Here is a 12,284-nt window from a genome sequence, read left to right as displayed (position 1 = left end):
TTTTCGCATTAGGCCGGCCCAATGTTGGCGAAATGTGACGAAGATCGCAACCTTTAAAGCGTAACCGGGTTATTCACCCCAGGTGGCGGCGAGCGCGTTCAGCCAGTTGCGCCAGGTCAGCTTCTCCAGCAGCCGGTTATCGAACCCGGCCTGCGCCAGCGCTTGCGTCAGGCGCGGCAGGCCGGCGGCGTCCTCCAACGGTTGCGGTACGTTGACCCCGTCAAAATCAGAGCCAAATCCCACGCGATCTTCACCAAGTTTAGCGATCAAATACTCAACGTGTTTAACAATTTCTGTTAGGTCGGTCGTTGCACTGTCACGTTTGCCGTCAGCGCGCAGGAAGGCGGTGCCGAAATTGACGCCGACTATCCCGCCGCTCTGGGCGATGGCCTCCAGCTGCGCGTCGGTCAGGTTGCGCGGCTGCGGGCAGAGGGCGTGGACGTTGGAGTGGGTGGCGACCAGCGGTGCGCGGCTCAGCGCGGCGGTTTGCCAGAAGGTTTTCTCGTTCATGTGCGAGACGTCGATCATGATGCGGCGCTGGTTGCAGTCGCGGAGCAGCGCCTCGCCGGCCGGCGTCAGGCCGGGGCCGGTATCGGGGGAGCCGGGGAACGGCCCGCTGACGCCGGTGCCGAAGGCGTTCGGCAGATTCCAGAATGGCCCGATGCTGCGCACGCCCAGCCGGTAGAAGGCCTCCAACTGCGTCAGCTCCGTATCGATCATGCCGGCGCCTTCGATATGCAGCACCGCGGCAATTTGCCGGTTGAGGCGGCATTGTTCTATCTCGGCGGCGGTACGGCAGATGCGCAGCCGCCCCTGGGAAGCCTGTTCCAGCTGATAAAGGATAGCGATCTGCCGTTCGGCGATCGCCAGCGGATCGAAGGCGGCCTGCGCCTCCTCCGGCGTTTGATTACGCATCTGGGCGATATAGCTGACCGGGGGAATAAATACCGCGAACAGCCCGCCGCAGAATCCGCCGCGCTGCATGCGGGAGAAATCGAGGTGGCCCGGCGTGACGCGGGAATAAAAGGCGGCGACCGGATCGTCGTCATGCTGCAGCCACAGGTTGAGCAGCAGATCGTTATGGCCGTCGAACACCGGCCAGAGAGGGGGAAGCGTCATGGGTGTTTCACTGAGTCAGGCATCGTGAATGCTATGTTCTCCCATCGCGCGAGGGGGAACAACCCTCAGGCTATGGGGGTTTTGCCGTCGGTTGGATCACTCGACATCAGCAGGGCAAAACTTAGTGACATTGTCACTATTCGCAAAGCGGTTCCTGCACGCGTTGGCGGCAGACCGTCAGCAGTAGCTGCCGCAGCCAGCGGTGATCCGTCTCGGCGTCCAGACGCGGATGCCACATCTGCGAGACGGTGATGGGCGGCGTTCTTACCGGCAGCTCGAAGACGCGCAGCGGGCCATCGGCAGGTTGAGCCTGCAGGAAAGAGGCGGGCAGCAACGCCAACAGGTTCGAGGCTTGCGCCACCGCCAGCGCGGCCGGAAAGCTCGGCACCACGGCGGCGATATGGCGTGCCAGCCCCAGCTCCGCCAGCGCGGCGTCTACCGGCCCGAGGATGCGCCCGCTGCGCGAGGCCACCACATGGCCGCAGGCGGCGTAGTCGGCGGCGCCAATCTCGCGCTGCTGCGCCAGCGGATGTGCGGTTCTCATCACACCGACGAAGCGATCGCGGAACAGCGCCTGCAGGCGGATTTCCGGGCCCATGTCACCCAGCACGCCGATCTCCAGATCGACCAGCCCTTCACGCAGGGGGCGGTCGCTTTTCTCCGGCTTGGGCGCAAAGCGCAACCGCGCCCGCGGCGCCTGTTCGGCAGCGGCGGCGATCAGCGCCGGGCCGAAGGCCTCGACGAAGCCGTCATTGGCGCGCAGCGTGAAGGTACGATCCAGCGCGGCGGGATCCAATGCTCCCTGCGCCGGGCGCAACACAGCGCGCGCTTCGAACGTCGCGTGCCGCGCCCGCTCGCACAGCGTTTCGGCATAGGGCGTCAGCACCATATGACGGCCGGCGCGCACCAGCAGGGGATCGCCGGTGGCCGCGCGCAGTCGGCTGAGGGTGCGGCTCATCGCCGAGGCGCTTAAACCGAGACGGCGCGCCGCGCCGGCAACGCTGCCCGCCGTCAGCAGCGCGTCGAGCGCGATCAACAGGTTGAAATCCGGGTCGGTCATGCGTTTATCCTGTGGCGCTGGAAATAAGGGAAAGCGTTTGCTGCAGTATATCAGCGTAAGCGCTGCGCCACTTGTTCTCTGATGGACAATAAAAAAGCCGATAACCTGGAGGTTATCGGCTTTTAATGCGCAGTGGCGGAGGGTTACGCCGGCAGCTGTTGCGCAGTTTTCTCGACCAGCGCCAGCAACAGCTTGATGTCTTCCAGCGTCACGATCGGGTTCAGCAGCGTCATTTTCAGGCAGGTCACGCCATCGAACTCGGTCACGCCGACGTTGGCGCGGCCCGATTCCAGCAAGGCGTCACCAATGCGCTGGTTGAACAGGGCGACGGCCGCGTCGCCTTTCGCCGCCAGCTGCGCCGGACGGTAACGGAACAGCACGCTGGCCAGCTGCGGCTGCATCACCAGTTCCAGTGATTCCTGGTCGGCGATGTAACGCGCCACCTGTTGCGCCAGCGTGACGCCGTGATCGATGATCTCGGCGTATTGCTTCTGCCCCAGCGCTTCCAGCCCCATCCACAGCTTCAACGCATCGAAGCGGCGGGTGGTCTGCAGCGATTTGGAGACCAGGTTCGGCACGCCTTGCGCCTCGTCGAACTCGGAGTTCAGGTAGGCCGCCTGATAGCGCATCAGCTCATAATGGCGCGCGTCTTTCAGCAGGAAGGCGCCGCAGCTGATGGTCTGGAAGAACTGCTTGTGGAAGTCCAGGGTGATAGAGTCCACCAACTCCAGGCCGTCCAGGTGGTCGCGGTACTGCTCGGAGAGCAGCAGCGCGCCGCCCCAGGCCGCATCCACGTGCACCCAGATTTTCTGCTCCGCCGCCAGCCGCGCGATATCGCGCAGCGGGTCGATCGCGCCGGCGTCGGTGGTGCCGGCGGTGGCGACGATCGCCATCACCTGCTCGCCGTTGGCCTTCGCCTGCGCCAGTTTTTCCGCCAGATCGTTCACGTCCATGCGGGCGAAGCGATCGGTTTTCACCTGGGTGACGGACTGATAGCCGAGGCCCATCAGCGCCATGTTCTTCTGCACCGAGAAGTGGGCGTTTTCAGAACAGAACACTTTCAGCTTGCGCAGATCGCCCACCAGACCGACCTGCTGCACGGAGTGGCCCTGACGCGCGAAGAACGCATCGCGCGCCAGCATCAGCCCCATCAGGTTGCTCTGGGTGCCGCCGCTGGTGAACACCCCGGCGTCGCCGGGCTGGTAACCGACCTGGGCGCGCAGCCACTCGATCAATTTCATTTCGATCAGCGTGGCAGACGGGCTCTGATCCCAGGAGTCCATGCTTTGGTTGGTGGCGTTGATCAGCACTTCGGCGGCCTGGCTAATCACCAGGCTCGGGCAGTGCAGGTGCGCCACGCACTGCGGGTGGTGCACCGACAGGCTGTCTTTCAAAAAGTACTCGATGGCGCGCTCGATCGCCGCCTGGTTACCCAGGCCTTGCGGGGTGAAGTCGAGCTGGATGCGCTCGCGCAGTTCGGCAACGCTTTTGCCCTGATACATCTCGGGCTGTTGCAGCCACTGCACGACAGCTTCACTGCTCTGCGCGATCGCCTGGCGGTAAGCCTCGGCGCTGTGCGCCGAGGAAGCCAGAATCGGGTTTAACTTGGACATCGCGGTCATTCGCTCCACTCAGACTGGCTTGACGCCGGCGGCCAACAGCGCCTGCTCAAATTTATCCAGGAAAATACCCAGCTCATCATTGGTGATCAGCAGGGAAGGCAACAGACGGAGCACACAGCCATTGCGCCCGCCGCGCTCCAGGATCAAGCCGGATTCGAAGCATTTTTTCTGCAGCAGCGCGGACAGCTCGCCATCGGCCGGGTAGCAGCCCATGTGATCCTGCGCTTCGTTCGGCTTGACAATCTCGATGCCGATCATCAAGCCCAGACCGCGGACGTGGCCGATCACCGGATAACGTTTCTGCAGCTCGGCCAGCTTGCCTTTCAGCCACTCGCCCTGAGCGGCCACTTTGTCGGCGACCTTATGCTCCTTCAGGTACTGCAGGGTGGTCAGGCCGGTGGCCATCGCCAGTTGGTTGCCGCGGAAGGTGCCGGTGTGGTGGCCCGGTTCCCAGGCGTCGAACTCTTTTTTGATGCCCAGCACCGCGAGCGGCAAGCCGCCGCCGACCGCTTTCGACATCACGATGATGTCCGGCTCGATGCCCGCGTGTTCGAAGGCGAACAGCTTGCCCGTACGGGCGAAACCGGCCTGAACTTCGTCGATAATGAGCAGAATGCCGTGTTCCTGGGTCACTTTGCGGATGCGCTGCAGCCACTCGGCCGGCGCCGGGTTAACCCCGCCTTCGCCCTGAACGGCTTCCAGGATCACCGCAGCCGGTTTACGCACGCCGCTTTCCACGTCGTTGATCAGGTTGTCGAAGTAGTAGGTTAGCGCCTTGACGCCGGCTTCACCGCCGATGCCCAGCGGGCAGCGGTATTCATGCGGATAAGGCATGAACTGCACTTCCGGCATCATGCCGTTGATCGCCGCCTTCGGCGACAGGTTGCCGGTGACCGACAGCGCGCCGTGGGTCATGCCGTGGTAGCCGCCGGAGAAGCTGATCACGCCGGAACGGCCGGTGTGCTTTTTCGCCAGCTTCAGCGCGGCTTCCACCGCATCGGCGCCGGACGGGCCGCAGAACTGCAGGCAATACTCTTTGCCTTCGCCAGGCAACAGAGAGAGCAGGTAATCGGAGAAACGATCTTTCAACGGGGTCGTGAGATCGAGAGTATGTAACGGCAAGCCGCTGGTAATGACATTTTGGATGCTTTGCAGGACGTCGGGGTGATTATGTCCAAGAGCCAACGTTCCCGCCCCGGCCAGGCAATCAAGATATTGATTATTCTCAACATCAGTGATCCAAACGCCCTGGGCTTTCGCAATTGCCAACGGCAATTTGCGCGGATAACTCCTAACATTCGACTCAAATTCGGCTTGACGCGCCAAATAGGTTTCATTGTTTCCGTTTAATGAGTTTGCAACTAAAGTATCAATACGGACTTTATCCGTCATCATATCTCTCCTACAACCGAAGGTCTCAAGACGCAACGATTGAATTAATGAATTAGAAAAGTAACTGCCTTGTGAAAAGCGCGACCAATATATGGCTTTTTCGCCTGGGACTCAATAGCCGATTTTGTTTTGAATTGTTTAGTTTTTTCTTAGGCTCATCAATATGTTGTTGATTTGTTGACCGTTGGTTTTGCCGGCAGAAAACAACATTTTTTTAACATTGCGTAAAAATCCTTTTCTGCTTTCCTTTGGCTGCTTCTTTAATGCATTTATTATTAAGGTGAATTTCCGATTAATAACATAAATAGAAAATAGCGGCTTATTTTCATCTATTCACCACCTTAAGTCCTATAGCGGTTATATACACAAAATTTGTGATGAATATAAGCGGTCGAGCGTTAAAAGCGCAGTATCCAGAGTGGTGATTTCTTGCAGATTTTACGTAGCGCGATCAAAACAGCGGGATTTTTGTGCGGTGCCGGCATGTCTGCCGGCGCCGCGGTCATTAACGTTGCTGTAACCAGGCATGATAGCGCCGCAGAGTGCGGCGGGTGCGCCACCGATCGATGAGCAGCGACCACAGCGGGGAGTAACGCACGTTGCGCGTCCGATCGCGGCTCAGAGCGTGCATGCGGCGTTTGATCAGCGCCATGCGGGCGAGCAGCGTCAGCGTTTTGTCGCGCCATGTTACCGGCGCGGGCAGCGCATGAGGGGCTTCGCCGGTTTGCCAGCGGCGCGGCAGATCGGGAATTTCCGCCATGGCGGTGGCGATGCCGACCACCGCGACGCCGCTGTTCAGCACCCGTTGCGCCACCGTCGGGCGGGTGATGCCGCCGGTGGTCATCACCGGCATGCGGGCTACTGCGGCGAGATCGCGGGCAAAGGTCAGAAAATAGGCTTCACGCGCCAGGGTACTGTCGTCTGCCGTTTCGCCCTGCATCGCCGGGCTTTCATAGCTCCCGCCCGATAACTCCACCAGATCGACCGGCAGTTCGTTGAGCATCAGCAACACCTGCCGGGCTTCGTCCGGCGAAAAGCCGCCGCGCTGAAAATCGGCGGAATTGAGCTTTACCGCCACGCAAAAACCTGGCGAGACCCGCTGGCGCACCGCGCGCACCACCTCCAGCAGCAGGCGGGCGCGATTCGCCAGCTCGCCCCCCCAACGATCGCTGCGCTGGTTGGCCAGCGGCGACAAAAACTGAGAGATCAGGTAGCCATGCGCCGCGTGGATCTGCACGCCGGTAAACCCGGCCCGTTCGGCGGCGTGCGCGCTGGCGGCAAAGCGGGCGATCACCTCGGCAATCTGCGCTTCGCTCATGGCTTCCGGCCGCGCGAACGCTTTGCTGTACTTACCCATGGCCATCGGAATGGCGGAGGGCGCCCAGGCGTTGCCGCCCATGTCGGCCATTACCTGGCGGCCCGGGTGGCTGAGCTGCATCCAAACCTGCGCGCCTTCCTGGCGCGCGGCCTTGGCCCAGGTTTCGAACGAGGCGAGCGGCGTATCCTGTTCCAGCACCACGCCGCCGGGTCCGGTCATGGCGCGGCCGTCGATCATCACGTTGCCGGTGATGATAAGACCGGCGCCGCCGATACCCCAGTGGCGATACAAGCGCCATAGCGCGGGGCCGGGCAGTTGGCCTTCATCGGCCAAATTTTCTTCCAACGCGGCTTTGGCCAAACGGTTGGTCAGGCGGCTGCCGTTGGGCAGTGTCAGTGGAGTAAACATCGGGTTTGCGCTCCTGTCGCAGGGGGAATGGCGCTATACTAGGTTTAAAGTTAACTTTAAGGTCAATAGGGCATGAAGATCGGAGAATTGGCGGAACGGGCCGGCGTGGCCGCCTCGGCGATACGCTACTACGAGCAGCAGGGTCTGCTGCCCAAAGCGGTGCGCGGCGTCAACGGTTATCGGGTGTATAGCGAAAGCGCGCTGGAACGGCTGCATCTGATCCAAATTGGCCAGAATCTGGGCTTTTCGCTGCAGGCGATCCAACGCGTGCTGGCGCTGCAGGGCAGCGCTTATGAGGATGGGTTGATACAGGGCGTCGAGACCCGTCTGGCGGAAATCGAGCGGATGTTGGTCACGCTGAATGAGCAGCGAGAAGCATTGCTGGCGACCCGACTTACCTTGCTGGAATCCGGCGTGGCGGGGTTATGCCAGGTCAAAAATGAAAAGTTGGCCGGTGCGTGGCCGGCCTGCAAAGATTAGCGGCGTTTAAAGGCGGAGCGCCCGGCATATACCGCCGCGGCGCCCAATTGGTCCTCGATGCGCATCAGCTGATTGTATTTTTCGATGCGCTCGCCGCGGCACGGCGCGCCGGTTTTCACATGGCCGGCTCGCATCGCAACCGTCATATCGGCGATAAAGCTGTCGACGGTTTCGCCGCTGCGGTGCGAGATAAAGGCGCCCCAGCCGTTCGCCTGACAAAGCTGCACGGCGGCGAAGGTTTCGCTCAGGGTGCCGATCTGGTTCAGCTTGATCAGCGCGGCATTAGCCAACCGTTCATCAATCCCGCGCTGGATATATTTCACGTTGGTGACGAACAGATCGTCACCGACCAGCTCTACCTGATCGCCCAGGGCGTCGCTCAGAATACGCCAGCCGGCCCAATCGTCCTCGGCCAAGCCATCTTCAATCAGCACAATGGGGAAATCCTGCACCAGCCGCTGGTAATAGGCCGTCATCTGGGTTGCGTCCAACTCGAGGTTCTCGCTGCGCAGGCGGTATTTGCCGTCGGCGTAGAATTCACTCGAGGCCGGATCCATGCAGATAGCGATATCTTCGCCCGGTCGGTAGCCGGCTTTCTCTATAGCGTGCACGATCAGCTCCAGCGGTTGGCGGTTTGAGGCGACCGCCGGCGCGAAACCGCCTTCGTCGCCGACGCCGACCGACAGGCCTTGTTCCAACAGGATTTGGCGCAGCGCCTGATAGACTTCACTGCCCCAGCGCACGGCCTCGCGCAGCGACGGCGCGCCCAGAGGGGCTATCATAAACTCCTGAAAGTCCGCCCCTTGCCAACGGGCGTGCACGCCGCCGTTGATGATATTCATACAGGGCACCGGCAGCAGGTTGGCGCCGATGCCGCCCAGATAACGATACAGCGGCAACTGCGACAATTGCGCCGCGAGGCGGGCGGCGGCCAGAGAAACGCCGAGCAGGGCGTTGGCCCCCAATCGGCTCTTGTTCTCGCTGCCGTCCAGCGCGATCAGCCGGCGGTCAATCTCCTCTTGTTGGCGCACATCCACCCCGCGCAGCGCCTCATTGATCGCCGTTTTGACGCTGTGCACCGCCTCCAGTACGCCTTTGCCGCCGAAACGGTGCGGATCGCCGTCGCGGTGTTCCACCGCCTCGCGCGACCCGGTGCTGGCGCCGGAGGGGACCGAAGCCCGGGCCACGACGCCCGCCGCGCTCATTTCGACTTCGACGGTCGGGTTGCCGCGCGAATCCAGGATTTCTCTGGCGGTTATGTTTTCAATCTCATAGCTCATGGGGAGTCACCTCATTCTAGGGAGTTGGCACATGCTTTATCAGCACGTCGATGGACAAATGGTTAATGAACTCGAAGCCGAAGGAGGAAAAGACGCCGAACGGACGGTTCTGATGGCCTAACAGCAACAGATCGACGCCTTCGTGGGCAATCAGGGCTTCGACGTCTTTGAAGCGATGGATACTGACAATTGCGCGCACCTCCAGGGGGATTGAGCAGTCTTCCACCAAACGGCTGAGCATGGCCTTGGCGGCGATCACCTCGCTGGACTGGCGATCTTTGGTCAGCGAATCGCTGAGGTAGTCCAGCTCGGCATAGTCGGCACTGATGTGCGCCACGGTAATGCGCGTATTCATCTGCTGATTGAGGCGTTCGGCATGATGCAACAGCAGCCGGCCTTCGCGTTCATCCTGCACCAGCAGTAAAGCATGTTGGTAGAGCGGCATGACTTATCTCCCTGCGTTGGCGATCTGGCGGGTTAACCACGGTAAAACCTCTTTTTTCCGGCTCGTCATGCCGGGCAGAGACACCTGACGAATGTCGAGCACCCGGTTCGGCGAGAAATACAGGGTGGAGCGACGGCAGGTGATATCGGTGACCAATAGCGCGGCCATCTCCAGCCCGGCTTCCTGCTTCGTGTGTTCAAGCGCCTGTTGCAGTGTGGGCAACAGCGGATCGATGTCGCTCATGGTCCGCACTTCTATCTGCGACAGCAGCAGCGAGACGCTATGGATGCGGTAATTCTTGGCGTCGCGGTGCAGCAACTGCGCGGCGGATTGCCCCGAGAGATCGGTTTTGGCGGCGAGCAGCCCGGCGGTGAAGGTGTCATAGTCGACATGAGAAATTGCGCCTAACCGTTCGGCGGCCAACCGATCCTGCTCGGTGGTGGTCGGGGCGCTGAGCGCGACGGTATCGCTCAAAATGGCGCCCAGCAGCAGCGTGGCCTGGGCGGAAGAAAGCGGCATCGGCCTTTCCGCCGCCAGGATCTGCAGGATCACGGTGGCGCAACAGCCGACGGCGCGAATCCAGACATCGGGAGGATTGCGAGTGATTAATGTGCCCAGCCGGTGATGGTCGATAACGCCGACCACATCGCTGTCGGGCAATGAGGCCGGCCCTTGTTCGACGTCGGTAAAATCGACCAGCCAGACTTTACGGTCACGGAGATCGCCTTTCAGCAGCGGAGGCGCTTGTACGCCGGCGGCGGCCAGTATGTAGCGGGTTTCCGGCGTCAGTTCGCCAAGGCGGAAAGCGACGGCCGGTTTGCCGAGGTGATTGAGCCAGTCCGCGACCACCAGCGCGCTGCAGATGCTGTCGCTGTCGGGATTTTTATGGCCGAAAACGTACAGCGGCATTTCCCGAACGGTGAGATCAGGCTGGGGCAGAAAAGGGGTAAAACGTGAGATTTCATTCATAGCGACTCCTGACATACCTGCCTAAAAAATAAAGCGAAGTTGTATATCAGGCGTCATCATCCGGTTCGAGCGAACGCGGCGGTTGGGAAAGGTGGAACACCATCACCTTGTGAACGACTGTAGCGCAGCGCGGTGACAAACGCAACGCCCGGCAAAGCTGGCGAGAATGCGCAATCGGATTGATACTGAGTGAGTCTATGATGGACAAGGATATTTGCCGCTAACCGACGGAAACGCTGAACGGACTCACGCCGGCTATGCCGGGTCCGTCGGTGACACAATGGGAGACAACATGCTCGAACCCTGCTTCCCCGAAAACGAAGCCGAACGCCTGTCGGTATTGCATTCGCTGAACGTGCTGGATTCAAACTCGGTGGAAAAACTGGATCGCATCACGCGGCTGGCGGCGAAATACTTCGGCGTGACCATCGCGCTGGTGTCGCTGATCGACCGGGATCGCCAATGGTTTTTATCGCGTTACGGTCTGGATGCCCGGGAAACGCCGCGCAATATCTCGTTTTGCGGCCATGCTATCTTGCAACGCGAAGCGCTGGTGGTGCCCGATACCGCCAAAGACCCGCGCTTTTTCGATAATCCGCTGGTGATTGGCGGGCCGCGGATCGGTTTTTACGTCGGGCAGCCACTGCTGTCGCTCGACGGGTTGCCGCTCGGCACCCTGTGCATTATCGACAGCCAGCCGCAGCCGTTTTCCCCGGAACAACTGGCTGACCTGCACGATTTCGCCGCCGTGGTGGAGGAGTATTTGCAGAGCATTGAACGCCACGTCTATACCGAAAACCTGAAGTCCAATCTGCAACGCTCGGAAGCCCTGTTCGAACAGACCTTCGCCCAGGCGGCGGTAGGGATGGCGCTGGTATCGCTGCAGGGGTATTGGCTGCGGGTCAATCCGCGCATCTGCGAAATGTTGCGCTATTCCGAGCGCGAGCTGATGGATCGCACCTTTCAGGACATTACCTATCCGCTCGATCTCAACACCGATCTGGAAAAACTGCAGCAACTGCTGAGAAACGAGATCAGCACTTACTCGCTGGAGAAACGTTATTTCCGCGCCGACGGCTCGATCATCTGGGTGCAGCTGACGGTGGCGTTAAACCGGCTGCCTAACGGCAAGCCGGACCATTTCATCTCGGTTATCGTCGATATCAGCGAGCGCAAGGCGGCGGAGGCCGATCTGTTCGCTCTGCAACACGAGCTGGAACAACGCGTCGAAATCCGCACGCGGGAGCTGAACGTGGTCGTCAAGAAGCTCAACGAAGAGATTGAAACCCGGGTGCTCGCCGAATGTCAGCTCAGTGCGGAGAAGGAGCGTTTGCGCGCCATTACCGACAACATGCCGGCCTTAATCAGCCAGATCGACGGCAATGAACGCTACCTGTTCGCCAACAGCGCCTACAAAACCTGGTTCGGGCTGGAGGAGTCCAGTCTCAGAGAAATGACGGTGCGCGATTTCATGGGGGAAAGCGTTTATCGGATAGCAAAACCGATGATCGAACGGGCCCTCGCGGGCGAAATGGTGAGTTTCGAGAATGAGCTCCAGACCCAGAAGGGATTGCTGATGATCCACACCACGCTGGTGCCGTGTGAAGCGCAGGGGTTTTACATTCTGTCGATGGACATTACCGAGTTGAAGCGGCTGCAGCAGCGGCTGGAATATGACGCAACCCACGACATGCTGACCGGATTGACCAATCGCCGCGCGTTTCTGCGCCGGCTGTCGGGCACGCTGCAGGCCTGTTGCCATCAGCGGCAGATGGCGCTGTTGTTTATCGATCTCGACGGGTTCAAAACCCTTAACGACAGCTATGGTCATGACTTCGGCGACGCGATCCTGAAGACATTCGCCACATTGCTCAGCGCCTGCGCCGGCGAGCACCACAGCGTCTCGCGCCTGGCCGGTGACGAGTTCACGGTGATCCTGTGGCCGTTGACGGATCCGCGGCGCGAAGTCAGCGAGTTTTGCGAAAACGTGTTGGCGCAACTGGCCAAAATTACGCAGATCGGGCCGCAGAAGGTACGGCTTTCCGCCAGCATCGGCGCGGCCATTTCCCCACGCGGCGATGTGACGGAGGAGATGCTGCTGACCCGCGCCGACGGCGCGATGTATCAGGCGAAATCGGCCGGAAAGGGCACTTATGCCATCTGCGAGCTGTGAGCGTGCAACGGTGGCGGT

Annotated in this window: 10 protein-coding genes and 1 riboswitch; of the genes, 2 read left to right on the top strand and 8 right to left on the bottom strand. The window is 60.7% G+C overall.

The features are described from left to right. Positions 1–69: 69 nt before the first annotated feature. The 5 genes from ACJ8OK_RS05770 to ACJ8OK_RS05750 form a co-directional block, all read right to left on the bottom strand. Positions 70–1,119 carry a dipeptidase gene (locus ACJ8OK_RS05770; RefSeq protein WP_261237883.1) on the bottom strand — a complete coding sequence of 350 codons (1,050 nt, stop codon included), beginning with the start codon at positions 1,117–1,119 and terminating at the stop codon, positions 70–72. Positions 1,120–1,255: 136 nt separating this feature from the next. Next, complete coding sequence (locus ACJ8OK_RS05765; protein WP_442530445.1) at positions 1,256–2,179, bottom strand: LysR family transcriptional regulator; 924 nt, start codon at positions 2,177–2,179, stop codon at positions 1,256–1,258. 143 nt (positions 2,180–2,322) lie between these two features. Continuing rightward, positions 2,323–3,792: a pyridoxal phosphate-dependent decarboxylase family protein gene (locus tag ACJ8OK_RS05760; RefSeq protein ID WP_442530444.1), complete on the bottom strand. Its 1,470-nt coding sequence runs from the start codon at positions 3,790–3,792 to the stop codon at positions 2,323–2,325. An 18-nt stretch (positions 3,793–3,810) separates the two neighbouring features. After that, complete coding sequence (locus ACJ8OK_RS05755) at positions 3,811–5,193, bottom strand: diaminobutyrate--2-oxoglutarate transaminase (protein ID WP_004937838.1); 1,383 nt, start codon at positions 5,191–5,193, stop codon at positions 3,811–3,813. Positions 5,194–5,698: 505 nt separating this feature from the next. After that, positions 5,699–6,919: an NADH:flavin oxidoreductase/NADH oxidase family protein gene (locus tag ACJ8OK_RS05750; RefSeq protein ID WP_261440769.1), complete on the bottom strand. Its 1,221-nt coding sequence runs from the start codon at positions 6,917–6,919 to the stop codon at positions 5,699–5,701. A gap of 72 nt (positions 6,920–6,991) precedes the next feature. Between ACJ8OK_RS05750 and ACJ8OK_RS05745 the strand changes: the two genes are divergently transcribed. Further along, positions 6,992–7,399, top strand: coding sequence for a MerR family transcriptional regulator (locus ACJ8OK_RS05745; RefSeq protein WP_033633044.1), 408 nt, complete (start codon positions 6,992–6,994; stop codon positions 7,397–7,399). On the opposite strand, the gene eno is transcribed toward ACJ8OK_RS05745, so the two are convergent. From eno to ACJ8OK_RS05730, 3 genes are read right to left on the bottom strand one after another with little or no spacing between them, the layout of a single operon-like run. Continuing rightward, a complete protein-coding gene (eno, locus tag ACJ8OK_RS05740) occupies positions 7,396–8,679 on the bottom strand; it encodes a phosphopyruvate hydratase (protein ID WP_033633043.1) in 1,284 nt (427 codons plus the stop codon). The genes ACJ8OK_RS05745 and eno overlap by 4 nt on opposite strands. Before the next feature lie 16 nt (positions 8,680–8,695). Further along, positions 8,696–9,124: a universal stress protein gene (locus ACJ8OK_RS05735; protein ID WP_235363399.1), complete on the bottom strand. Its 429-nt coding sequence runs from the start codon at positions 9,122–9,124 to the stop codon at positions 8,696–8,698. Between the two features lie 3 nt (positions 9,125–9,127). Next, entirely contained in the window at positions 9,128–10,093 is a 966-nt protein-coding gene (locus ACJ8OK_RS05730) for a DHHA2 domain-containing protein (RefSeq protein WP_260952814.1), read from the bottom strand. Between the two features lie 40 nt (positions 10,094–10,133). Next, a riboswitch (Fluoride riboswitch) is annotated at positions 10,134–10,209 on the bottom strand. A 176-nt stretch (positions 10,210–10,385) separates the two neighbouring features. Between ACJ8OK_RS05730 and ACJ8OK_RS05725 the strand changes: the two genes are divergently transcribed. After that, on the top strand, positions 10,386–12,266 hold the full coding sequence (locus tag ACJ8OK_RS05725) for a diguanylate cyclase domain-containing protein (RefSeq protein WP_082996800.1): 1,881 nt from the start codon (positions 10,386–10,388) through the stop codon (positions 12,264–12,266). Positions 12,267–12,284: the final 18 nt, after the last annotated feature.

It is taken from the genome of Serratia sp. CY71090 (assembly GCF_052166845.1).
In the GTDB taxonomy this organism is placed as follows: domain Bacteria; phylum Pseudomonadota; class Gammaproteobacteria; order Enterobacterales; family Enterobacteriaceae; genus Serratia; species Serratia nematodiphila.
Note: the sequence above shows the minus strand (reverse complement) of the source record. Positions and strands in the feature narration are given on the sequence as shown.